Annotated in this window: 19 protein-coding genes; 11 read left to right on the top strand and 8 right to left on the bottom strand. The window is 63.6% G+C overall.

Features of this window, described 5'->3' with window-relative positions:
- Positions 1 to 27 precede the first annotated feature (27 nt).
- Positions 28 to 1,701, top strand: coding sequence for an MBL fold metallo-hydrolase (locus tag RM463_RS02055; protein WP_311428780.1), 1,674 nt, complete (start codon positions 28 to 30; stop codon positions 1,699 to 1,701).
- A gap of 27 nt (positions 1,702 to 1,728) precedes the next feature.
- Here the strand turns inward: RM463_RS02055 and RM463_RS02050 are convergent, their stop codons facing one another.
- The 3 genes from RM463_RS02050 to RM463_RS02040 all read right to left on the bottom strand — a co-directional run bounded on the left by RM463_RS02050 (position 1,729) and on the right by RM463_RS02040 (position 3,806).
- Positions 1,729 to 2,634 (bottom strand): cation diffusion facilitator family transporter, encoded by a 906-nt coding sequence (locus RM463_RS02050; protein WP_195688187.1) that lies wholly within the window; start codon positions 2,632 to 2,634, stop codon positions 1,729 to 1,731.
- Between the two features lie 160 nt (positions 2,635 to 2,794).
- Positions 2,795 to 3,400 carry an NAD(P)H:quinone oxidoreductase gene (wrbA, locus tag RM463_RS02045; RefSeq protein ID WP_311428779.1) on the bottom strand — a complete coding sequence of 202 codons (606 nt, stop codon included), beginning with the start codon at positions 3,398 to 3,400 and terminating at the stop codon, positions 2,795 to 2,797.
- Between the two features lie 118 nt (positions 3,401 to 3,518).
- Positions 3,519 to 3,806: a hypothetical protein gene (locus RM463_RS02040; protein ID WP_311428778.1), complete on the bottom strand. Its 288-nt coding sequence runs from the start codon at positions 3,804 to 3,806 to the stop codon at positions 3,519 to 3,521.
- A 287-nt stretch (positions 3,807 to 4,093) separates the two neighbouring features.
- Between RM463_RS02040 and RM463_RS02035 the strand changes: the two genes are divergently transcribed.
- A complete protein-coding gene (locus tag RM463_RS02035; protein WP_311428777.1) occupies positions 4,094 to 5,638 on the top strand; it encodes a glutamate synthase-related protein in 1,545 nt (514 codons plus the stop codon).
- Between the two features lie 9 nt (positions 5,639 to 5,647).
- Here the strand turns inward: RM463_RS02035 and RM463_RS02030 are convergent, their stop codons facing one another.
- The 4 genes from RM463_RS02030 to RM463_RS02015 form a co-directional block, all read right to left on the bottom strand.
- Positions 5,648 to 6,358 carry an SIMPL domain-containing protein gene (locus tag RM463_RS02030; protein WP_311428776.1) on the bottom strand — a complete coding sequence of 237 codons (711 nt, stop codon included), beginning with the start codon at positions 6,356 to 6,358 and terminating at the stop codon, positions 5,648 to 5,650.
- A 163-nt stretch (positions 6,359 to 6,521) separates the two neighbouring features.
- Positions 6,522 to 8,111, bottom strand: a complete 1,590-nt coding sequence (locus RM463_RS02025; protein WP_311428775.1) for a BCCT family transporter — start codon at positions 8,109 to 8,111, stop codon at positions 6,522 to 6,524.
- A gap of 313 nt (positions 8,112 to 8,424) precedes the next feature.
- Positions 8,425 to 9,582 (bottom strand): alpha-hydroxy acid oxidase, encoded by a 1,158-nt coding sequence (locus RM463_RS02020; protein WP_311428774.1) that lies wholly within the window; start codon positions 9,580 to 9,582, stop codon positions 8,425 to 8,427.
- A 26-nt stretch (positions 9,583 to 9,608) separates the two neighbouring features.
- Positions 9,609 to 10,916, bottom strand: coding sequence for a divalent metal cation transporter (locus RM463_RS02015; protein ID WP_311428773.1), 1,308 nt, complete (start codon positions 10,914 to 10,916; stop codon positions 9,609 to 9,611).
- Between the two features lie 409 nt (positions 10,917 to 11,325).
- Between RM463_RS02015 and RM463_RS02010 the strand changes: the two genes are divergently transcribed.
- From RM463_RS02010 to RM463_RS02000, 3 genes are all read left to right on the top strand, one after another.
- Complete coding sequence (locus tag RM463_RS02010; RefSeq protein ID WP_311428772.1) at positions 11,326 to 12,537, top strand: SWIM zinc finger family protein; 1,212 nt, start codon at positions 11,326 to 11,328, stop codon at positions 12,535 to 12,537.
- 169 nt (positions 12,538 to 12,706) lie between these two features.
- A complete protein-coding gene (locus RM463_RS02005; protein ID WP_311428771.1) occupies positions 12,707 to 14,962 on the top strand; it encodes an OsmC domain/YcaO domain-containing protein in 2,256 nt (751 codons plus the stop codon).
- A gap of 262 nt (positions 14,963 to 15,224) precedes the next feature.
- Positions 15,225 to 15,680: a YbaK/EbsC family protein gene (locus tag RM463_RS02000; RefSeq protein ID WP_311428770.1), complete on the top strand. Its 456-nt coding sequence runs from the start codon at positions 15,225 to 15,227 to the stop codon at positions 15,678 to 15,680.
- Between the two features lie 74 nt (positions 15,681 to 15,754).
- Here the strand turns inward: RM463_RS02000 and RM463_RS01995 are convergent, their stop codons facing one another.
- Positions 15,755 to 16,075 (bottom strand): hypothetical protein, encoded by a 321-nt coding sequence (locus RM463_RS01995; RefSeq protein ID WP_311428769.1) that lies wholly within the window; start codon positions 16,073 to 16,075, stop codon positions 15,755 to 15,757.
- Between the two features lie 150 nt (positions 16,076 to 16,225).
- Here RM463_RS01995 and RM463_RS01990 point away from each other — a divergent pair, with 150 nt between their 5' ends.
- From RM463_RS01990 to RM463_RS01965, 6 genes are all read left to right on the top strand, one after another.
- Positions 16,226 to 17,461 (top strand): EAL domain-containing protein, encoded by a 1,236-nt coding sequence (locus RM463_RS01990; protein WP_311428768.1) that lies wholly within the window; start codon positions 16,226 to 16,228, stop codon positions 17,459 to 17,461.
- Between the two features lie 80 nt (positions 17,462 to 17,541).
- On the top strand, positions 17,542 to 18,603 hold the full coding sequence (locus RM463_RS01985; protein WP_195688176.1) for an efflux RND transporter periplasmic adaptor subunit: 1,062 nt from the start codon (positions 17,542 to 17,544) through the stop codon (positions 18,601 to 18,603).
- Positions 18,600 to 21,653: an efflux RND transporter permease subunit gene (locus RM463_RS01980; protein ID WP_311428767.1), complete on the top strand. Its 3,054-nt coding sequence runs from the start codon at positions 18,600 to 18,602 to the stop codon at positions 21,651 to 21,653. Before RM463_RS01985 ends, RM463_RS01980 begins: the two co-directional genes overlap by 4 nt.
- Before the next feature lies 1 nt (position 21,654).
- Complete coding sequence (locus tag RM463_RS01975; RefSeq protein WP_311428766.1) at positions 21,655 to 21,918, top strand: hypothetical protein; 264 nt, start codon at positions 21,655 to 21,657, stop codon at positions 21,916 to 21,918.
- A gap of 78 nt (positions 21,919 to 21,996) precedes the next feature.
- Complete coding sequence (locus RM463_RS01970; protein WP_311428765.1) at positions 21,997 to 22,362, top strand: MliC family protein; 366 nt, start codon at positions 21,997 to 21,999, stop codon at positions 22,360 to 22,362.
- A gap of 222 nt (positions 22,363 to 22,584) precedes the next feature.
- A complete protein-coding gene (locus RM463_RS01965; protein ID WP_311428764.1) occupies positions 22,585 to 24,462 on the top strand; it encodes an ABC transporter ATP-binding protein in 1,878 nt (625 codons plus the stop codon).
- Positions 24,463 to 24,464: the final 2 nt, after the last annotated feature.

Genomic DNA, 24,464 nt, shown 5'->3' with positions numbered 1-24,464 from the left:
CTAAGCGATAAGGAGAGGCTGGTCGACATGAGTCACCCTGAGCGAACCCCGCGGGTGCGTCCCGCCGCTACCCTGGCGCTGGTGCGCGATGGCGTGGCGGGCCTGGAAGTCCTGCTGCTGCAGCGTACCTGGCAGGCCGTCTTTCTGCCCGGCTATCACGTCTTTCCCGGTGGCGCCGTGGATGTGGAGGATCTCGAGTCTCGGGCCCTGGTGCGGGGACGCGATGATGCCGATATCAGTCAGGTGATGAGCCTGGAGGAGGGCGGGACCGACTACATGATCGCCGCCCTGCGCGAGTGTCTGGAGGAGGCGGGGCTGCTGCCGGCCATGGGTATCGATGGCACACCGCTATCGGGGGAACACCCGATCCTCGTCGAGGGGCGTGAGGCGCTGCGAGGCGAGCAGGTGGGCTTCCGGGCGCTGTGTGAGCAGTATGACCTGTGCCTGCCGCTGGATCGGCTGGCCTATCTGGGGCGCTGGGTGACACCACCAGGAGCGCCGCGGCGCTTCGACACTCACTTCTTCGTGACCCTGGCGCCCCCGGGACAGCGTGCCGTCCCCGACGGCAGCGAGACGATCGCCCACACCTGGTTGACCGTAAAGGAGGCGTTGCAGGCCCATCGGCGTGGGGAGATGGGGCTGAGCTATCCGACCCTGCGTACTCTTCGCCTGATCGGCGACTTTGCCAGCGCCGAAGCGCTGCTACGCCATGCCCATGCCAACCCGCCGACGGCGCATCCCGGTCGACCCTGGCCGGCCCGGCGCCAGGGGAAGCGCTGCCAGGTGGAACCGGATTCACCGGCCTATGCCGAGGTGCGCCGCCTGGATCCCCAGCGGCACGCCAGCGCCATGGCCGAGATCGTGCCCGGCCGGGCGGTCAGCCTGGCGCCTGGGGTGACCCGGGTGACCGCCCCTAACGCGGGCAGAATGACCGGCCCCGGCACCAACAGCTATCTGCTCGGCGACGGAGGCGATCATCTGGTGATCGATCCCGGCCCCGCCGACGCCGACCATCTGGAGCGGCTGCTCGAGCTTGCCGAGGGAAGGCTCTCCCGGGTGCTGGTGACCCACACCCATATCGACCACTCGCCGGGAGCGATGTGGCTCAAGGCGCGCACCGGTGCCCGGCTGGTCGGGTTGCCACCCCCAGCCGGCGACAGCCAGGACGCCGACTTCATTCCGGACCACTGCCCGCGACACGGGGAGCGCCTCGAGACGCCGGCCGGCACCCTCAAGGTGCTGCATACCCCGGGGCACGCCTCTAATCATCTCTGCTATCTGCTGGAGGATAAGCGACTGCTCTTCTCCGGCGACCAGGTCATGCAGGGCTCCACCGTGGTGATCAATCCCCCGGACGGCGATATGGCCGCCTATATCGCGGCCCTGCATGCCCTGGGCGAGGAAGCGTTCGACACCATCGCCCCGGGCCATGGCTTCCTGATCGGCGAGGCCCATGGTGCCATCGACTTCCTGATCACCCATCGCCTGGCTCGCGAGCACAAGGTTCGCCTGGCGCTGTCGCGCCACGGCCCGGCAAGCCTGGAGGCGTTGACACGCCAAGCCTATGACGATGTGCCGGAAGCGAAGCAGGGACTGGCGACACGTTCGGCGCTGGCCCACCTGCTCAAGCTGGAAGAGGAGGGGCGAGCGGTGCAGCGTGAGGGCATCTGGGACAGCCCGGGCCGTTCATCAAGACGATAAGCCCGATAAGGGCTTGGTCGTCCATGCTTAGGCCCAGCGCTCGTCGGCGGTAAAGGCCACGGTAAACCAGCGCCGCTCCGGTGGAGGGCTGAGGCGTTCGGCGATCTGCTCGCGAATCTCGTCCATCAGTGCCACGCCACGCTCGGCGGCGAAGTCGGTCGTGGTGACGATATGGATCTCGATATAGTGGCCACGCCCCGCCTTGGCCACATGGCTGTAGTAGGTCAGTAGCCCCTCGCGTGTCATCACCGGGGTCATGGCGGCATGGACCTCCGCGTCCAGTGCGCTTGGCGCAATCAGAAAGATCTCCTTGAGCGCACGGCGCACGATGCCGATGGGGACCGGCATGAAACCGGCCGTCAGCAGCATCAGCAGCACCGAATCCACATAGGGCGTGAGATGGGCCCAGGCCGTCCCCTGCAGCAGCCGCGCGATGATGAATGCCACCAGCAGCGCGGTGGTGATCAGCGCGGCCATCAGCCAGCCCTGCATGTCGATGCGCACGAACTCGGAGTCCGCCGTGCGATTGATCTTTCGCTGATAGGCGGTCATCACAAAGCAGGCGATGGCCACCACCACGGCATAGGCGATGGCCAGATCGAAGGCCAGTTCGCGACCGCCCTCGCGCAGGTCGAGCAGTGCGGTCAGGAAGGCGTAGAAGCACAGCAGCATCAGGATGCTGCCGTTGAGGGCCGCTACCAGTGGCTCCAGATGCCAGTAGCCGTGCTGGAAGCGCTGGCTGGCCTCGCGCACGGCCAGCCTTGCCACCAGCAGTGCCAGCCCCGACATGGCGGCATCGATGGTGGAGAAGACGCCATCGAAGAGGATCGACTGGGAACCGGCCAGCAGGCCGACGGCGACCCCCAGACTCGAGACCACCAGGGTCATGATGATGGAGAGTTTCAGCGCGCGCTGCTCGAGGGTGGCTTGCATGGGGGAGCTCGTGGTCAGGGACGTCTCATGTTAGCGAAACGGTCAGGAGTGGGGAACCTGCCCGCTCGATACCGCAAGCGTGCCGGCAAGCCCCGCCAGGGAGGAGGGGCTTGCCGGCACGTCAGTTCAGGGGAGATGTGAGGGTGGGCCGGGAGCAGTCTCAGCCGTTGGCCTTGAGTCGAGCCGCGACCTTGGCCACCGTCTCACCCTGGTAGCGAGCAATCGTCAGCTCACGCTCGTCAGGCTGGCGAGAGCCGTCGCCTCCCGCGATCGTGGATGCCCCGTAGGGGGTACCGCCACCGACCTGGGAGATATCGAACAGCTCCGGGGTGCCATAGCCGATCGGCACGATGATCATCCCGTGGTGCGCCAGGGTGGTCCAGGTCGAGGTAATGGTCATCTCCTCACCGCCACCTGTGCCGGTCGAGGTGAAGACACTGGCCACCTTGCCCACCAGGCCGCCACCGGCCCACAAGCCACCGGTCTGGTCGAGGAAGGTGCGCATCTGCCCCGACATGTTGCCGAATCGCGTGGGTGTACCGAAGATGATGGCGTCGTAGTCGGCGAGCTCCTTGGGAGAGGCCTCCGGGGCCTCCTGATCCGTCTTGCCGCCGGCGGCCTTCAGCGCCTCGGGGGCCATGGTCTCGGGCACGCGCTTTACCGTTACCTCAACGCCTTCCACCTGGCGTGCGCCCTCCGCAATGGTGTTGGCCATCGTCTCGATGTGGCCATACATGGAGTAGTAAAGAACCAGTACCTTGGTCATGGGCTGTATCTCCCGGCTGTGGTTGTGAGCCTTTGGTTTTCCTAACAAGCGGGCAACGGCTTGGATCAATGTTGCCATGGCCTGTCCCCTGTGAAGCAGCGAGACTCGATCGACCCTTTCATGATGTTGCCTTTTTAGCCGGCGTCAGCGGATCGCCGGTCAATTCAATGTTCGTTGCCTGGCGATGCTGCGCTTTCAGCGTAGCACGTGCCTTGGCCATGGCAGTGCTGCTGCCTTCGTTCTCGATCGGTCCGGAAACACTCATCACCGCTTCCTGCGCCGGGGCTTGCTGGGTGGTGGCCAGAGGCTCGTTGAGCTGTGAGGTAAGTGCAGGGGCCTGTCCAGCCTGGGCAGCCATCGGGATAGCGGCGATCAGCAGGGCGGATAGCATCGGCTTGAGTGACATGAAGTATCTCCTTTGTAGGGGTATCGATCTGGCTTCGTTTGAAGCTCTCTGATTGGTGATGAGAATCTTAAATGGTCAATCAGATAGAACAAAAGAGGCATATTTCGGATGTACTTTTCGTAAAAATAGAATGGTTGCTGGATAAGCGGGTGCCAGGGGCCGCCTCGATGGTTCGACAGTGATTGGCCGCCGGACCAGAGTTACTGCAGAATGGAAATGAGGACTTCTTGGCCTCGCGGGGCGCCTCAGCGGGCTTTTGAAGAGGGCCACAGACAAAGGAGCATCATATGAGCCAGCCGGTCATCGCCGACAACAAGCCGAAGAAGGTCACACTGGCGAAGGGCAAGGAGTACGCCTTCTGCCGCTGTGGTCGCTCCGGTGATCAACCCTTCTGTGATGGTTCTCATCAAGGCACAGGCTTCACGCCACTGATGTTCACCGCCGAGCAGGACGGCGAGGTGTTCCTGTGCCGGTGCAAGCAGACGGGTGACGCCCCCTATTGCGATGGTACGCACAAGCAGTTCAGCAAGGAGCAGGTGGGCCATGAGGCACCCGAAGCCGAGTCGGGGGGTGGCAGCGCCGCCCCCAAGGCCAAGGCCACCGAGGAGGAACCCACGGTCAAGCTGATTCATCGTCTGGCACGGGAGGGGCTAGACGGGGTAGGCCCCCACGGACCCATGGATGCCATGGGCGTGCCGCGTCACACCCTGCCCCAATGGGACGACCTACAGTTGATGGTGGCTCAGCTGGCGACCCAGCCGCTGCTCGATGACGCCAAGGTCGATACCCGCCTGGTGATCGGCCCCGAGGCGAAGAAGCCGTTGACCCTCGAGATGCCCCTGCTGGTCTCCGACATGAGCTTCGGGGCACTCTCCGAGGAGGCCAAGATCGCCATGGCGCGAGGCGCCGAGCGCGCCGGCACCGGCATCTGCTCCGGCGAGGGCGGCATGCTGCCCGAGGAGCAGGCCGAGAACTCCCGCTACTTCTACGAGCTGGCCAGTGCCCGTTTCGGTTATGAGGAGCGGTTGCTCGAGAAGGTCCAGGCGTTTCACTTCAAGGGTGGCCAGGCAGCGAAGACCGGTACCGGCGGGCATCTGCCAGCTGGCAAGGTGTCGGCCCGAATCGCCGAGGTGCGGGGCCTCGAAGAGGGCCAGCCAGCCGTGTCGCCGGCGACCTTCGAGGAGCTGCATACGGTCGATGACTTCCGCCGCTGTGCCGATCGCGTACGCGAAATCACCGGTGGCATCCCGATAGGCTTCAAACTCAGCGCCAACCATATCGAACACGATATCCAGTTCGCCCTCGACGCCGGCGCCGACTACCTGATCCTCGATGGTCGCGGTGGTGGCACCGGGGCGGCGCCGCTGATGTTCCGGGACCATATCAGCGTGCCCACCATTCCGGCCCTGGCGCGTGCCCGCCGCTATCTCGATGACGAAGGCGCGAGCGGTCGGGTGACCCTGATCGTTACCGGCGGCCTGCGCCTGCCCATCGACTTCGTCAAGGCCCTGGCGCTGGGCGCCGATGGGGTCGCCATAGCCAACAGCGCCATGCAGTCGATTGGCTGTGTGGCGGCACGGATCTGCCATACCAACAACTGTCCGGCGGGCATCGCCACCCAGCGGGGCGATCTGCGCCAACGCCTCGATGTCGAAAAGTCTGCCGCCCAGCTCGAGCGCTTCCTGCGCTCCTCGGTGGAGCTGATGCAGGTTATGGCGCGTGCCTGCGGTCACGACAGCCTGGCCGGCTTCGGGCCTCGGGACCTGGCGACCTGGAAGCGTGAGATGGCCCTGCTCAGCGGTGTACGCTTCGCCGGTCTCTTGCCACCCTAGCCTGCCAACCTAGTCGAGATAATACTCGATGGTGGTGACTACCCTGACGGTCTTGATCGGCTGCTGCTCTTCGGAGGTGCCTGCCGCCTGGTCGCGAGCGCGTATTTCGAATACCCCCTGATTGGCACGACGCAGGGTACCGATATCGGCATTGGCATCTCGGGCAAATTGTTCGGCTGACTCCCGAGCCGCTGCCGTGGCTTCGGCGATCATCGCAGGCTTGATCTCGTTAAGGTGGTTGAACAGGTAGATCGGGCCGCTGGGACCGTAGTCCGAAGAGAGGACCACGCCGGCGTCGAGCAGCTCGCCCACCGCCTGGGCAGTATCACGAATCTGCTCGATCTCCGTGCTGCGCACCATCAGGGTCTGATTGATGATGAAGCGCTGCTCGCCATCGTTGTTGCCATAGGGGTTGGCGGCGGTGTCGTTGACGTTGAGGCGCTGAAGCTCCACCTGCTGGGTATCAATATCGTGACGCTCGATAAAGGCGAGAATGGCCTCGCGGCTGGCGCGGGCTTCCTCGCGGGCCTGCTGCAGGGTCGTGCCGGAGGCCACGAAATGCAGCGGCCAGAGGGCGAGATCCGCCTCGACCTCGCGCTCGGCGAGTCCCTTGACGGTGACGTAGCGGTCGCCGATACGCAGATGAGTAAGCCCCTCGCCAATCAACGAGGCCGCCACGATGGTGGCGACGGCAAGGATCAAGGCTGAAAAGATCTTCATGATGGCTCCTTCCATGTGATAACGACCAGGTCGTGAAGAGTAGGTACTACCGAGCCTATCAGAGGTTTAGCGTGCCTCACGCTGCAAAAAGAAAAAAGGAGGCACCCGGATGGGTGCCTCCCTGTCTCACTTCTCTTTCCACTTGCCGAGCGTCAGTTGTGGCTCAGTCGGCCTTGGGAATGGTCGCCACATTAGGCGTGATGACACCCTGTTCACGGGCCATGGCATAGGCCGCCTTGGGGCCGGCCCACAGCGAGGGCAGCAGTACCAGTGAGACGGGAATCGCGGTGATCACGATAAACTGCTGCAGTGCACCGATCTGGCCCGACCCCATATAGAGCAGGATGCCGGCCATCACCGCCATGGCGAGGCCCCAGAAGGCGCGCACCAGCGAACTGGGCTCGTCGTGGCCGGCACATACCACGGCGATGGCATAGCTCATGGAGTCGCCGGTGGTCGCCACGAAGATGCTGGTCAGCAGCAGGATGGCTAGTGCCATCAGGGTACCGCCCGGCAGGGCCTGGGCCACGGTCAGGGTCGCCACATCGAACTGGAAGTTGTTCAGCGCCTCGGTGAGGTCGATCGCGCCGATCAGCTGGTAGTGGATGCCGGAACCACCCAGCAGGGTAAACCAGAGGGTGGTGGCGACCGGCGCCATCACCGCCACGGCGAGGATCATCTCGCGAATGGTGCGGCCGCGGGAGATGCGCGCCACGAAGATCGCCATCAGCGGTGCATAGCCGATAAACCAGGCGAAGAAGAAGACCGTCCACCACTGCATCCACCAGGCCGGCGCAGTCTCGGCGCTCATGGTGGCCATGCTGAAGAACGATGACAGGTACTCACCGAAACCTTGGCTGAAGGCGTTGACCAGGTAGAGGGTCGGACCGGCGACCAGGATCACCGCGGCAATCGCCAGCGCCAGGAAGACGTTGAATCGCGACAGGATCTGGATGCCCTTGTGCACGCCGATCATGGCCGAGGTGATATAGACACCCGCCAGCACCACGAGGATGCCGAGCTTGGTGCCATACCCCTGGCTGATGCCGAACAGCTCATGCAGGCCGAAGCTCATCTGGGTGGCGAGAAAGCCGATTGGGCCGACGGTGCCGGCAACCACCGCGATGACGCAGCAGGCGTCGACGATGCTGCCGAGCGCGCCGCGCATGACCCGCTCGCCGAAGACCGGGTAGAGCAGGGTGCGGGGCTGCAGCGGCTGTCCCTTCACGTAGTGGGCATGGGCCAGCACGATGGCGCTGAGGGTTCCCAGCACGGCCCAGGCCAGAAAGCCCCAATGCATGAACGACTGGGCGAGGGCGCCGGCGACGGCCTCGGCGGTGCCGGCCTCCGTGTCGAAGGCCGGCGGCGTCACCACGAAGTGGTAGATGGGCTCACCGGCGGCGAAGAAGACGCCTCCACCGGCCAGCAGGGTACACATGATCATCGACAGCCACTTGAAGGTGCTGATCTGAGGGCTGTCCAGCTGGCCGACCCGGGCACTGGCCGCGGGTGAGATGGCCACGCCGATGGCGATCATGAAGGTCAGCAGCAGCAGTAGCTGGAAGTAGGTACCCAGCGTTACGGCGGTCCAGGCGAAGCCGGCACTGATGCTGTCGGCCACCATGCTGATGTCATAAAACGACAGGCCCACGAAGGCCACGATGAAGCCGACCGTAAGCAGCAGAACGATGGGATCGCCCAGACGCGAAAACGCCGAGTTCCCGGCGGATGCAGGGGCAGTGATGGGGGGCATGAGGGAATTGCTCTAGTTGCGAGAATTTGTGGCGCCGAGGGGGGTGGCGCCGACTAGAACGACGGAATGCTAACAAGAGCTGACTTATAAGTCTAAAGAGGGTTGCTGTCGGCCATGCCTGCCTGGTGACTCGGGCAGTGCGGAGAGCTGTCGATAGCGGCCTGGCTCAAAGGTCATGCATGGTGCCTCAAGATGGGTGCCGCTGCGTAATAATATTCAGTTAAATCAATGAAATAATAGAAATCTGGGTTGGCATCACTGCGCCGCCACGCGAGAGCCGTTGGCAGCTGGCGGCACAGGGGGCGAGGGCGGCTCAGCTCGCCATGGGGTAGCTGCCTGGGCGCAGGATCCGGGTGTCGACATCATGGATATCCCGCAGGCCGCATAACGCCAGGGTAGTATCCAGCTCCTTGTGGATGATCCGCAGGGATTCACTGACACCCTCCTGGCCCATCGCCCCCAGACCGTAAAGGAAGGCACGCCCGATATAGCCGCCCTTGGCACCCAGCGCCAGGGCCTTGAGCAGGTCCTGGCCGGAACGGATACCGCCGTCCAGGTGAACCTCGCAGCGATCCCCCACGGCGGCAACGATGGCGGGCAAGGCCTGGATGCTGGATGTGGCACCGTCCAGCTGGCGGCCGCCATGATTGGAGACCACGATGGCATCGGCACCCGCTGCCACCGCTTGCTCGGCATCTTCCGGCTCGAGGATGCCCTTGATCACCAGCTTGCCGCCCCAGCGCTCCTTGATCCAGGCGACATCGTCCCAGCTCAGGCTGGGATCGAATTGGCCCGCGGTCCACTTGGCCAGTTGCCCCAGGTCTGTGGCGTCCTCGACGTGACCCGCGAGGTTGCCGAAGGTGCGCCGTCGAGTGCGTGCCATGCCCAGACACCAGCGCCACTTGGTAGCGAGGTCGAGCAGGTTGCGAGGGGTGGGGCGGGGTGGCACCGTCAGGCCGTTGATGATGTCCTTGTGGCGCTGCCCGAGGATCTGCAGATCGGCGGTCAGCACCAGGGCCGAGCATCCCGCCGCCTTGGCGCGGTCGATCAGTCGACCGATGAACTCCCGGTCGCGCATCACATAGAGCTGGAACCAGAAGGGGCGCGAGGTGTGCTCGGCGATGTCTTCGATGGAGCAGATGCTCATGGTCGACAGGGTGAAGGGCACTCCGAAGGCCTCGGCGGCGCGGGCGGCGAGGATCTCGCCATCGGCGTGCTGCATGCCGGTCAGGCCGGTGGGGGCGAGCGCCAGTGGCAGGCTCACTCGCTCGCCGAGCATCTCGCTCTCCAGACGGCGATCGCTCATATCCACCATCACGCGTTGGCGAAGTCTGATGCTGGCGAAGTCGTTGGCATTGGCCCGGTAGGTGCTTTCTGTCCAGGCGCCGGAGTCCACATAGTCGTAAAACATCCTGGGCACTCGGCGCCGTGCCAGGCGTTGTAGGTCGTCGATGCAGGTTATGGTCGGCATGCTGAGTCGTCCCTGGTCTCAGAGGGTCAGTGGATAAAGCGCACGAAGAGATACCCCAGCGAGAGCAGCACCAAGGTGGCGATGGCCAGCAGACTCCAGGCGTTGATCAGAAGCGAGGGGCGTTGCTCCAGGGGCACGCTGGCGCCGTTGGCGGTGAAATGGTTGAGCGCCGCCAGAATGGGGCTGAGCAGGAAGGCCGATACCATCACGAAGTCCATGAACAATCGAAAGTTGCCCATCAGGGTGAAGAGAATCAGGATGGCCAGCAGCGACAGGGCAAGCATGGCGATCAGATAAGCATGGCTTCCCTCGATCCTGCGCGTCTCCGCCTCGATCTCCTCGGGGCGAGTAATGGCATGGTAGGCGGCGGTCATCATGCGCGGAAAACCGTCCAGCACGGTGAGCAGCGTGGTCAGCATCACCGTAAAGGCCGAGATTCCCACCACAACGCCGCTCCACTCCCCCAGGGTCGAGGTGTAAAGGCCGACGACCTGGCTGGCGAAACCCACCGCACCGTCGGCAGGAGTGATGCCCTGACCATGCATCACCCCGGCGCCCATGATCACGAAGCATGCGGCAAGGATCGCGGCGCCAATATAGCCGATATCGAAATCGAGCTTCTCCGCCTCGGTGTCGCAGCGCTCGCCACGGGTCTTGTTACGAGCCTCCGACCACAGCGAGTTGAGGATCGCCAGAGTGATATCCGAGGGCATCAGGCCCAGCACCGCCACCAGGGTCACCAGCGTGGCGGCACTGTAGAGCGGCGAGGCGGCGGTTGCGGGATAGAGACTCCAGTCGACCATCGGCCACGCTGCCAGCGTGGCCAACAGGGTGGTCAGGGTGAGAATGACGATAAACACCTTGTTGACCCAGTCCAGCATTCGGTAGCCGCCGGTATAGGTGAGCAGGCAGCCGCCGGTGATCAGCACGGTGGCGATAGCCGGGGCGCTCAGGTCCAGTGACAGCAGGGTGCCGGCCAGGCCCGCCGTGGTAATGGCGATGGCGGCGATGATGATCGCCAGCATCGGCAGCTGCACCAGGGCGAACAGCGCCACCACGCTCCTGCCGAAGGTCTGGCGATAGCCCTCGATCAGCGACTTGCCGGTGACGCTGACATAGAAGGGGCCGAAGAAGAAGGTGGGGTACTTGATCAGGATCGCCAGGAGGATAAACCCCAGCAGGCCGATGCCATACTCGGCTCCGGCGCGAGTCGCTTGCACCACATGGGAGGTGCCGATGGCGGCCCCGGCGAACAGGAAGCCGGGACCGAGGGCCGCCAGGTATTTGGCAGGGACGAAACGAGCGGATGCCGCGGAGGACAAGGGTTGGTTCATGGCATGGCCTGACTGCTGATTCGGGGGCAGATGTAAGGTTGTGTTGGCCGTTCAGGCACCGGGCTCGGCAACGGTGGCGCGGCTCAGACGGCCTTGGTCGCCAGACCGGCTATCGACCAGGCGGTAAACAAGACCGATTACCATACTCGATTTAGCGGTGGGCGAATATGGTTGCCTGACTAACATTCCTCGTGGTTTCGATACGTCGATGTCATCCGCCGTGGTGGGGGATATGAAACGCCTGTCTCGCGTTCCATCGTTGCTTCGGGTATCGGGTATTGGGTTTCGTTCCAATAACGACCTTGTCGTTATCTATCGAGGAATCATTGTGCCGGATGCCCATCTTGCTGCTTCTGAATTGACGCTTTACCGCGCCTTGAAGGATATCCATTGGCAGTCAAGTTTCGATGTGCAATCGTTTGCCCGTGGGCAGGACTATGCGCAGCAGGGCAAGGTGCGTAAGCACCCGCGTATTGAGCATGAGGACGCGATGCTGGTGCTGCGGGCTCAGGTGGATGGCAGCGGGCGTAGCCGCTATCTCACCAGTCTGGCTGTGGATCCCGACAATCCCGAGATGGGCGTGGTCAGCGACTGCAGCTGCCCCGTAGGGCGTCAATGCAAGCATGCGGTGGCGGTGATCCAGAGCTTTGTCGATGCCATGGAGGCCGAGGGCATACCGCCGGAGGATGACACCGCCATGCTGGAGCAGCGCTGGGAGGCGTGGCTGGACGAGCTCCAGTCACCGCTCGGTGGCAAGCGATATGTCGAAGAGCTCGAGGAGGACCACCGCCTGGCGCTGTTCCTGGATATTGACCCGAACTCGCGCACGCCGACGCTCCAGGTATCACCGGTCTGGGTACGGCCCACCAAGCGGCGCGCACGCGGTAACGGCTGGGTGAAGCCGCGACCCATCAATGTGCGGCGTGGTGGGGGGCTTACGCCCAGGCCACCTCAAGGGCTGGCTCCCGACCAGGAGGAGGCCCTGGAGCTGCTGATGCTCGGCGAGCAGGGCCGCCAGCTTTCCGGCACGGGGTACGAGTATGCCTGGAGTTCGGTCACCCACGCCTTTCAGGCACGCGCGCTATGGTCGCTGCTTGCAACGGGTACGGGTATCGGGGTTACTCCAGTCGGTGCCCTGGCCCGGCAGGACCGTAGCGAGGCAAGAGTCATGAATCCCCATGCGACCATCATAAGCCCAGGCGACCATGCATCGCCCCTCTCGGTCGTCGGTGTAGACGTCACCGTGCTGATATCCAAGGACCAGGCCAGTGGCCGGGAAATCACCCTGCAGCGGGGTGACGAAGGTGTGGGTCTGCCACCGCACAGCCACCCCTGGGACGAAAGCTTCAGTGTGCTCAAGGGGGCCGTTCACTTCTCGGCCGGCGACCAGTCAGCGCTCTGTGATGCAGGAACTCTGGCCCACGTGCCCGCCGGCACGGTAAATGCCTTCCACTTCGCCCAGGGCGGCGGAGAGATGATCGAAATCACCCAGCAAGGCCAGGCCGTGGAGATGTTCCGCACCGTTAATGCGCGGGTGCTCCCTGGCTCACCGGATCTGCCGACCCTCCTCGAGATACTGAATCAGCATGGCGTCACGGTGCATGGCCCCGAGGAAGCCTGACCCTGAACGGCGTTTTATTCGCGGGTGCTCTTGGTGTGGATAGGGGCCGCTTCTTGCCGTGCCGTGACCAATGCCCTTGGCAATCTGTGGATTCGGCATGACGACTGGCACCAGAGCTGGGATAATGCCCGGTTTCGTCCGTTCACGCCCAACGCTCCCCCGGTGCCCCATGGAAATCAAGGTCAACTATCTCGACAACCTCCGCCTGGAGGCCAAGTTCGACGACTTCACGGTCATCTCCGACCAGCCCATCCGCTACAAGGGGGATGGCTCGGCGCCGGGGCCCTTCGACTACTTCCTGGCCTCCTCGGCGATGTGCGCGGCCTACTTCGTCAAGGTCTACTGCAACGCCCGGGATATTCCCACCGAGAACATCCGGCTGTCGCAGAACAACATCGTCGACCCGGAGAACCGCTACAAGCAGATCTTCCGGATTCAGGTCGAGCTGCCCGAGGACATCTCCGACAAGGACCGCCAGGGCATTCTGCGCTCCATCGACCGCTGCACGGTGAAGAAGGTGGTGCAGACCGGTCCGGAGTTTCAGATCGAGGTGGTCGAGAACATCGACGAGGACGCCCAGGCCCTGCTGATGGGCGGTGAAAGGAGCAAGGCGCTGGGCGATGGGGAGAGTGACGGCGGTACCTGGATCGAGGGCAAAGACCTGCCGCTGGAGCAGACCATCGCCAACATGACCGGCATCCTGGCCGATCTGGGCATGAAGATCGAGATCGCCTCCTGGCGCAATATCGTGCCCCACGTCTGGTCGCTGCATATCCGCGACGCCGCCTCGCCGATGTGCTTTACCAATGGCAAGGGCGCCACCAAAGAGAGTGCGCTCTGTTCGGCGCTGGGCGAGTTCATCGAGCGGACCAACTTCAATTTCTTCTATAACGATCAGTTCTTCGGCGAGGAGATCGCCAACGCCGAGTTCGTTCACTACCCCAACGAGAAGTGGTTCCTGCCGGGGCCCGACGATGCCTTGCCGGAAGGCATCCTCGATGCCTACTGCCGCGAGGTCTACGACCCGGAAGGGGAGCTGTGCGCCTCGAACCTGATCGACACCAACTCCGGACGGGCGGATCGCGGCATCGTCGCGCTGCCCTTCGTGCGTCACTCCGATGGCGAGACGGTCTACTTCCCGTCGAACCTGATCGAGAACCTCTACCTCAGCAACGGCATGAGCGCCGGCAACACCCTGGCCGAGGCACAGGTGCAGTGCCTCTCCGAGATCCTCGAGAGGGCGGTGAAGAAGCAGATCATCGAAGAGGAGATGGTGCTGCCCGATATCCCCCAGGAGGTTCTGGCGCGCTACCCTGAGATCGTCGAGGGCATCGAGGCGCTGGAGGCCCAGGGCTTCCCGGTGCTGGTCAAGGACGCCTCCCTGGGCGGCCAGTTCCCGGTGACCTGCGTGACCCTGATGAACCCCAAGACCGGTGGCGTATTCGCCTGTTTCGGTGCGCATCCGAGCTTCCATGTGGCCCTGGAGCGGACCTTCACCGAGCTGCTGCAGGGTCGCAGCTTCGAGGGCTTCAACGACTTTCTGCCACCCACCTTCAACTCCATGGCGGTCACCGAGCCCAATAACTACGTGGAGCACTTCATCGATTCGTCCGGGGTGATCTCCTGGCGCTTCTTCAGCTCCCGCTCGGAGATCGAGTTCTGCGACTGGGACTTCACCTGCGGCGGCACCTACAGCAACGAGGAGGAGAGCGCGGCTCTGTTCGGCATCCTCGAGGAGATGGGGCTGGAGTCCTATGTCGCGGTGCGCGAAGAGCTCGGCGCGCCGGTGTGCCGCATCCTGGTGCCTGGTTTCTCCGAGGTCTATCCGGTGGAGGACCTGGTGTGGGACAACACCAATATGGCCCTCGACTACCGCGAGGATATCCTCAACCTGCACCGCCTCGGCGACGGCGAGTTAGCCGATCTGCTCGAGCGCCTGGAGGAGAGCCAGCTCGACGAGCATATGACGATCATTTCGCTGATCGGCATCGAGTTCGACGAGAACACCATCTGGGGCCAGCTCACCATCCTCGAGCTCAAGTTGCTGATCCATCTGGCGTTGGGGCAGCACGAGGAGGCGCTGGAGCGGGTCGAGATGTTCCTGCAGTACAACGACAACACCGTGGAGCGCAACCTCTTCTATCAGGCGGTGCAGGCGGTGCTGGAGGTCGTGCTGGATGACGAGCTCGAGGTGAACGACTTCCGCTATAACCTGGGGCGGATGTTCGGTGAAGAGACCATCGAGGCGGTTATCGGCTCGGTGAACGGCAGCGTGCGCTTCCATGGCCTCACCCCGACCAGCATGGCGTTGGAAGGGCTGGAAAAGCACCAGCGTTTGATCGAGAGCTACCGGAAGCTGCATGCTGCTCGCGCCATCCGGGTCGGCATGCGTATGCAGGACGTCTACGGTTCTGCGGACGCCTGAGCGCTTCCGGGCCTCTTCCAGCGATGAGCCGCCGCACAACAGCGTGCGGCCGACTCCGCTGCCTTCCCGTCGGGTCCAGCAGGGGCAGCCTGAGGTCAGCCACGCGCTGGTTTCAGGCGTCGGCCACTTGCCGGGGCCATCGGACAGCAGACCCGGCCGCAGCATAGCGTTGGCCAAGGTATATATGGAGACGACCGCTCCGATGGGGACTATCCTTGAAATGATAGTCGTGCTTTGACGAGACAACGAGCAGGTGGTCGTCATGTCCATGGAGCGAGTGAAACATTACCTCGATGATCAGAACGTCAAGTATTCGATTCTCCAGCACTCCCCGGCCTATACCGCACAGGAGATTGCCGAGTCTGTCCATGTGACGGGCAGGCACTTCGCGAAGTGCGTGATGGTGAAGATCGACGGACGGCTGGCGCAGGCAGTTCTACCGGCGTCCGATCGAGTGGACTTGAAGCAGATGGCTCACTCCGTCGGCGCCACGTCCGTGGAGCTGGCCGAAGAGGGCGAGTTCAAGGACTCTTTCCCGGATTGCGAGGTCGGTGCGATGCCACCCTTTGGCCATCTTTTCGGGATGGAGGTGTTTGTTTCACCACATCTGACCGCCGCCGACCGCATCGCCTTCAATGCCGGCAATCACACGGATGTCATGCAGCTGTCCTATGGGGATTTCGAGCGGCTTGTGAATCCCATTGAAGTGGCGCTGTGAGGGTAGGTCGGGGCAGAGGGCTGGCTGAAACGGCAGTCCCGGTACAAGCGCTGACACGCCGATCACCGAGGCCATCAGCCAGTTCCCGACGGTGCTCTTTCGGTAGTGAGCTCAACGAGCAGGTGCAGGCACAGCGCGATTGCGGCGACACCGCCGAACAGGAGCCTATAGTCGGTCGGCCGTGACTGGCTGCCCGTCTTTAGATAGAGGGAGAAGGCGATCCACGACAGCCCGGCAGCCATCCCCGCCGCATAGGCGAGCGGCGGCGTGGGCACGCTTCCACTGAAAGTCAGGATCAGGGGCGTCAGCCCCGAGAATGCCACCAGCGCACCCAGCAGCGTCTCGCTGCGCGAGGCAGATCGCCCAGCGCGGGTGGTCGCGCTAATCGATACCATCGCTCTCCGGACTTCAGCACCTGACGTCAAGCAATGCACTTGACCGCGCTGGAGTGTATCGGCTTGTATAGACATAGCGGCGAATGTCGAAATCCGGATAATAATCAGGCAATACTGGGTCAACGTTAGTGGCAAGGGTCAGAGGATAAGATGGAAAATAAGAGTTTGCCGGCATACCTTTTTAATGAAGTTGGTTCGGGTAGCGTAGATGTGAAGTTGAAGAATATGCTATCCATTCTTCGCAAGCATCTTGATATGGATGTTGCCTTCATTTCAGAGTTTGTCGATGGAGAACGTGTTTTCAAGTTTGTCGACGCCGAGGATGAAAACGCTCCCGTTAGCGTTGGAGGTTCGGATCCGCTAGAAAAAACTTATTGCAAGAGAATTGTGGATGACGAGCTTGATAATATTATTAATGATACTCAAATAAATCCTGTCACCCGCAATATGAGCGTCACTGACAAGTTATCGATAGGTGCCTATATGGGAGTGCCTATCATGCTGTCCAGCGGTGAGGTATACGGTACTTTCTGCTGCTATAAAGATGTGCCGGATGAGACGCTTAACAGCAGGGATCTATCTTTTCTGAACGCAATTTCCGAGATAGCGAGCGAGTTGATTGAAGGCGATATCAAGGCCGAAACACTTTATCGAGGCGTTTCCAGCAGGGTTCAGTCGGTACTGGATGAAGAAGGTATCGCCATCCACTATCAGCCAATATACAGCCTGAAGTCCGGTCGGGTGGTGGGCTTCGAGTCGCTTTCAAGATTTATTACTGAGCCCTACAGGGCACCCAATATCTGGTTTGACGAGGCCGCCAGCGTCAATCTGGGCGAAGCCCTCGAGGTGATGGCTATCGGCAAGGCCATCGAAGGCATGCATGCGTTCAGTGCCGATAGTTATATTGCGGTCAACGCGTCACCGGACTCTATCTTGAGCGGGGCGGTACACGCAGCGCTGAAAAATACGGATGCCAGCCGTATCGTTCTCGAGGTTACCGAGCACTCGCCAATTTATAGCTATGCGGTCTTGAGAGAAGCCCTGGAGCCTCTTCGCAAGAGAGGTGTTCGCCTGGCTATCGATGATGCTGGATCAGGCTACGCCAGTTTTCATCATATTCTTGAGCTCGGGGCCGATATCATCAAGCTCGATATTACCCTGACCCAGGACATCCACTGCCACCCACAGAAGTTTCTGCTCGCAAAGGCGCTGTGTGCATTTGCCAAGGCGGTAGGGTGCAACGTGATTGCCGAGGGCATCGAAAAAATCGAGGAGCTGAACGTGCTCAGAGAGCTTGGCGTGGACAAGGCGCAGGGGTACTTTCTGGGACGCCCGGCGCCGATATCCGATGCCTTGTTCCATGAGGGCAGGACGCTAACGGAATAGGGGTGAGCCAATGGGCAGTTGGTGCCGGAATCATCTGGTATGATCGTTTCAAATAATCGTTTGAAATTCCGGGATGCCCAATGCGATATCTGCCCTTCCCACTGTTGCTGCTGGTGCTCGTGGCCGGCTGCCAGGACTCGTCGCCGCCATCGGTGGCGGACTCACCGCGCTGGGTGAAGACGGCCCCGCTGACGGCGAGCTCGGCTCCCACGCTGTCGCTCACCGGGGTGCTGCGCGCCCGCTATGAAACGCCTCTGGCCTTTCGGGTCAGCGGTCAGATCGCCACGCGCCACGTCGATGCCGGCCAGCGCGTTAACCAGGGCGAGGTGCTGTTCACCCTCGACCCCAGTGATCTTGAAGAGTCACTTGCCGCCGCCCGAGCGGAGCTTGCCGCTGCCGAGGCGGCCCTGGACGTGGCCGAGGCCGATCTCTCCCGGGACCGGAAGCTGCTGGAGAAGGGGTATCTCAGCCGTCAGGCCTTCGAGCGTGCCGAGCTGGGGGTGCGCGAGAACAGGACGCGCCGCGAGGCGGCGAGTGCCCGGGTCACCCAGGCGCGTAACGCCCTGGACCATGCGAGCCTGCGTGCCGAGGCCGATGGTGTGCTGATCGATGTCAGCGGTGAACCGGGGCAGGTGGTCGGCGTTGGTCAGGCGGTCGCCAGGCTGGCGCAGGAGGGGCCGCGCGAGGTCGAAGTCAACTTCCCCGCTCGGTCGCGGCCGCCCCAGACGGGCGAGCTGCTGGTGGGGGAGCGGCGCATCACCCTGACCCGCCGCGAGGTGGCGGGAGCGGCCGATCCGGCCAGCCGCACCTGGCGCGCCCGTTACCGTCTCGAGGCGCCGCTCGAGGGGCGCAGCCTGGGCGATGTGGTCCAGACACGCTTTACCCTGGCGGATGCCACAGCGCAGGCGCGCTTCCAGGTGCCGGTGGCGGCGCTGGATGAGCGCGGCGAGGGCCCGAGGCTATGGCAGGTCGTGGAGGGGGAGGCGCAGCCGCTGCCGGTGACGCTTGAACAGGTGACCCGCGAGCACGCCTGGGTCAGCGGTGACGGGCTCGAGGTCGGGCAAGCGGTGATCAGCCTGGGGACCCACCTGCTCACTGATGGCATGGCGGTGCGGCCGCTGGACGCGAAGGAGGCGCCGTGAGCTTTCCCAACCTCTCGGCGCTGGCGGTTCGTGAGCGGGCCGTCACGCTGTTCTTCCTGATACTGGCGCTGCTGGCGGGGGCCTATGCCTTCGCCTCCCTGGGGCGAGCGGAGGACCCGGACTTCACCGTACGGGTGATGATGGTCTCGGCGGCGTGGCCCGGTGCCTCGCCGGAAGAGATCCAGGAGAGCGTGGTGGACCCGCTGGAGAAGCGCATCCAGGAGGTCGACGACCTCTACCGCATCGAGACGACCATCCGTCCCGGGCGTGCCGACCTCAAGGTGGAGTTCGAGGATACCGTGCCCGGTGAGGCGATAACCGAGCGCTTCTATCAGGTGCGTCGTCGCATGCAGGATGCCGCCCCCAGTCTGCCCGAGGGCGTGATGGGGCCGATGATCAACGAGGACTTCGGTGACGTCTACTTCTCCTTGGCGGCCTTGACCGCGCCCGGCATGCCGATGCGTGAGCTGCTACGCGAGGCCGAAGGGGTTCGGGACCGGCTGCAGCGGGTCGAGGGGGTCAACAAGGCCGAGGTGCTGGGCGAGCGCCAGGAGCGCATGCATGTCGACTTCGACCTGGCGCGGCTGCAGAGCCTGGGCATCTCACCCGAGGCCGTCTTCTCCGCCATCCAGGCGCATAACCGACTGTTGCCTGCCGGGCGCATCGACACCTTGGGGCCGCGCCTCTATCTGCGGCTGACGAACGATCTGTCGGACCCCGAGGCGCTGGCCGATGTGCCGATCCGTATCGGTGAGCGGCTGATTCGCCTGGGCGATATCGCCGAGATCTCCCGCGGTTACGAAGACCCACCCAGCTATCTGGTGCGCGCCTTCGGCGAAGAGAGCCTGCTGCTGGGAGTGGTGATGGAGCAGGGCGTCAATGGCCTCGAGTTCGGCGATCGCCTGGATGCCTTCTGGCGGCAGGAGCGCAAGCGGCTGCCGCTGGGCATGTCGCTCGAGGTGATGACCAACCAGGCCGATGCCATCGCCGGCGCCGTGAATCTCTTCCAGGTGAAGTTCCTGGTCGCCGTGCTGGTGGTGATGCTGGTTACCATGCTGGCGGTCGGGTTGCGCGCCGGCATCGTGGTGGGAATCGCCATTCCGATCACGCTGGCGCTGACCTTCGTGACGATGCTGGCGATGGGGATCAATCTGGACCGCGTCACCCTCGGCGCCCTGATCATCGCCCTCGGTCTGCTGGTCGACGATGCCATCATCGCCCTGGAGATGATGATCGTGAAGATGGAGGCGGGGTGGAATCGGCTCGATGCGGCCACCCACGCCTGGAACGTGACCGCGGCACCGATGCTGTTCGGAACCCTGGTCACCGTGGCGGGCTTCGTGCCGATCGGCTTTGCCCAGTCAGCCGTGGGCGAGTACACCGGCAATATCTTCTGGGTGCTGTGTGTCTCGCTGCTGCTGTCGTGGATCGTGGCGGTGGTCTTCACCCCCTACCTGGGCGTCAAGCTGCTGCCCGAGCAGAAGGCGGCCCATGGCCAGCGCGAGGCCTACCAGTCGCGCGGCTATCGTCGCCTGCGCGGGATCATCAGTGGCTGCGTGCGCTACCGCAAGAGCGTGGTGGCGCTTACGGTGGTGCTGCTGGTGGCGGCTGCCGCGGGCCTTGCCGGGCCGGTAGAGAAGCAGTTCTTCCCAAGCTCGGACCGTCCCGAGGTGCTGGTCAGCGTCTACCACCCCCAGGGCACGGCGATCGGCGCCACCGATGCGACCACGCGTCGCCTCGAGACGCTGATCGGCGAGGCCAAGGGGGTGGCGTCGCTCTCCGCCTACGTCGGGGCGGGGGCCCCGCGCTTCTTTATCTCCGCCAACCCCGAACAGCCCAATCCGGCGTTTGCCAAGTTGATCGCGGTGACCGAGGGAGGGGAGGCGCGGGAACGGTTGATCGAAAAGCTCAACGAGCATATCGCCGCCGGTGACTTCCCCGAGGCGCGAGTCCGTGTGCAGAAGCTGCTCTACGGGCCACCGGTCGACTGGCCGGTCAGCTTTCGCGTGCTGGGCGATGACCCCGACCGCCTGCGCGAGATCGGCCATCAGGTGCGTGAGATAATGGCTGATCATGCCGCCATACGCGACCCCCATCTGGAGTGGAACGAGCGGGTCCCGCGGCTGCACCTGGCGATCGATCATCACCGGCTGCAGCTGGTCGGCCTGACCCCGGACGAGGTGGCGCGTCAGCTGCAGTTCCAGCTGGATGGCATGACCATCACCGAGCTGCGCGACGGTATTCGCCTGGTGCCCGCCGTGGGACGTGGGGCGCAGACCGACACCGTCGATCTGCAGAGCCTGGAGATCCTCAACCGCGAGGGGCGGCGCATACCGCTGGCCCAGCTGGGCGAGCTGGAGACCGTCTTCGAGGAGCCGGTGATCCGGCGCATCGACCGCCAGCCGTTCCTTGCCGTCAACGCCGAGATCGAGGGCGCCCAGCCCAACGATGTGACCCAGGAGGTCTGGCAGGCGCTCGGCGATCTGCGTGAACGCCTGCCCACCGGCTATCAGCTGCAGATTGGCGGCTCGGTGGAGCAGTCGACCAAGGCGGAGGCCTCGATCCAGGCCCTGCAGCCGCTGATGGTGGTGTTGATGCTGATCTTCATCATGCTGCAGATGCGCTCCTTCGCCGGTACCTTTATCGTGATAGCGACGGCCCCGCTGGGGCTGATCGGAGCGGTGGCCGCACTGCTGCTGTTCAACCAGCCGTTCGGCTTCGTGGCCACCCTGGGGCTGATCGGGCTGGCGGGGATCCTGATGCGCAACACCCTGATTCTGACCCAGCAGGTGGCGGATAACGTCAGATCCGAGATGACGATGCGCGACGCCGTGGTGGAAGCCGCCGTGCAGCGGGCCCGCCCGGTGGTGTTGACTGCGCTGGCGGCGATATTCGCCTTTATCCCGCTGACCCTGGATAGCTTCTGGGGGCCGCTGGCCTATGTGCTGATCGGTGGCGTGGCCGTCGGCACCCTGATCACCCTGTTCTTCGTGCCGGCGCTCTATGCTCTGGGCTATCGCATTGCGCCGCACACCGACAAGGCGAGGTAAGATGAATCAACGAACAGCCATTGGATTGCTGACCGCCGTTACCGGCGTCGCGCTGCTTGTCGTCGTTTTGAACCACGGCACGCACTTCCCCGCTTACCGCTGGCCCTGGGAGGCGTTTCAGGGGCTGGTCTTCTCCTTCGCCTGGGGGCTTGGTGTGTCCCCGGTGCTTGCCTATCTGCTGGCTGCTCTGACGTTTGCTACCGTGTTTATCATCTGCTTTATCCCCGGCTACCAGGTGGCGCGCTGTTTCGAAAGGCGGAGCTAGTCGGTAACCTCGCCAAGGCGCCACCGCGCGGGAGAGTATCTCCATGCCATCACTACATCATCGAGGTCCAAGGCTGTTATGAAGAAGCTTACGCTCTTATCGATCGCTTCCCTTCTGCTTGTTGCTGGCTGTGCCTCCTCTCCGGAGGAGAGCGTGGACTCACGGGAGCAGCGGGCAGCCGCAGCGTCTTCCATGCATCACTATCGGTGCGAGAGCGGCACAGCAATCGCCGCCGCTTATCCCGATAGCGACAGCGCGACGGTTCAGTACCAAGACGAGCGTTACCCAATGCGAATTGCGGTTTCCGCCAGCGGCGCACGCTATGTGGGCGGCGGGTTGGAGTGGTGGACCAAGGGCTCCGGGGCCGGTGCGGAGGGAATGCTGGTACGCCACCAGGAAGATGGCACCTCGGGGGAAATTCTCGAGCGCTGCACGGCGCGCTGACCACGGCCTCGGCTAGCCCGAGGCTGTAAAGACCAAGACCAGAAAGCCTCCGAGCCAATCACCTGGTTCGGGGGCTATTTCGTTCGACGAACCTGTCGATATCGGTCTCATCACGCGTATCGCGGCGGCGTTGAGCGTTGTGTCCTGCAGTCGGTGAGCGTACCGTCCGATGGGTCTCGAACACGTCGAGGCTGAGTCATCCTATGCAACCGGATTGCCGCCATGTTTCGCGCCCTCTTGCGCTATTTCGAAACCCGGGTGAACCCCTACCCCGAGGATCATCAGAGCACACCCCCCAGGGGGTTGTTCGCCTTTATCCTGCACTTCTCGCGGCCGGTGTTGCCGCTGCTGGTCGTGATGTCGCTGCTGACGGCGCTGGTCTCGGCGGCGGAGGTGTTCTTCTTCCACACCATGGGCGAACTGGTGGACTGGCTCTCCGGCGCCGAGCGTGCGGGCTTCTTCGCCGAGCATGGCTGGCGCCTGGCCGGGATGGCGGTGTTGGTGGTGATTGGCCTGCCGCTGTTGACCCTGCTGCAGTCGCTGGTGACCCAGCAGGGCATCTTCGGCAACTATCCGATGATCGGCCGCTGGCTGGCGCACCGCCATATGCTTGGCCAGAGCCTGGCCTTCTATCAGGACGAGTTCGCCGGCCGCGTCTCCCAGAAGGTGATGCAGACGGCGCTGGCGATCCGCGAGACGGTGATGAAGCTGATGGACCTGATGGTCTATGTGCTCGTCTACTTCAGCGGGGCGATGCTGCTGATGGGCAGCGCCGAGCCCTGGCTGATGTTGCCGTTGGTGGTGTGGCTGGCTGGCTATATCGCCATTATGTGGATCTTCGTACCGCGCCTGCGGGCGGTCTCCATGGCGCAGGCGGATGCCCGGGCGGTGATGACCGGGCGCATCGTCGACAGCTACAGCAATATTCAGACCATCAAGCTGTTCGCCGATACCCGTCGCGAGGAAGCGTACGCCCGGGATGCCATGGAGGGTTTCATGGGCACCGTGTATCGGCAGATGCGCCTGGCCACCGGCCTGACCGTCAGCCTGACGGTGCTCAACTCACTGCTGTTGGCCGGGGTGGCGGCCATGGCCATCGGTGCCTGGTACCTGGAGGCGGTATCGCTGGGTGTCATCGCCGTGGCGATCGCCCTGGTGATGCGCATTCGCTTCATGTCCGACTGGATTCTCTGGGAGGTGGCCGGGCTGTTCGAGAATATCGGCACCGTGCAGGATGGCCTGAATACCATCGCCCAGGAGCCGACGGTCCGGGATGCGCCCGATGCCGGGATGCTGACGGTGCCGCGTGGCGAGATACGCTTCGAGGCCCTGCACTTCGGCTATGCGCGCCCGGATGGAGAAGACCAGCGAGTCTTCGATGGCCTCGACCTGACCATCGCCCCCGGCGAGAAGGTGGGGTTGATCGGTCGCTCCGGGGCCGGCAAGTCGACCCTGGCCAATCTTCTGCTGCGCTTCTTTGATCTGGAGGGCGGGCGCATCCTCATCGATGGCCAACAGATCACCGATGTAACCCAGGAGTCGCTGCGCCGGCAGATCGGTATGGTGACCCAGGACACCTCGCTGCTGCACCGTTCGGTGCGCGACAACATTCGCTACGGCAGCCCCCAGGCTAGCGAGGAGCAGGTTCAGGAGGCGGTGCGTCGCGCCCATGCCGACACCTTCATCGATGAGCTGGTGGACCTTGAGGGGCGCCGCGGCCTGGATGCCCATGTGGGGGAGCGCGGGGTCAAGCTCTCCGGTGGCCAGCGTCAGCGTATCGCCATCGCCCGGGTGCTGCTCAAGAATGCCCCCATCCTGGTGCTCGACGAGGCCACCTCGGCGCTGGATTCCGAGGTGGAGGCGGCGATCCAGGATCAGCTCTATACACTGATGGAGGGCAAGACGGTGATCGCTATCGCCCACCGGCTTTCGACCATCGCCATGCTCGACCGCTTGGTGGTGATCGACGAGGGTGAGATCGTCGAGAGCGGCAGTCACACGGAGCTGCTGGCCAAGGGCGGCCTCTATGCCGCCCTCTGGCGGCGGCAGTCCGGTGGTTTCATCGGGGTAGACGTGGAGAACGGCGATGGCACGGCCTGAGC

It is taken from the genome of Halomonas sp. LES1 (assembly GCF_031846005.1).
Taxonomy (GTDB): Bacteria; Pseudomonadota; Gammaproteobacteria; order Pseudomonadales; family Halomonadaceae; genus Halomonas.
Note: the sequence above shows the minus strand (reverse complement) of the source record. Positions and strands in the feature narration are given on the sequence as shown.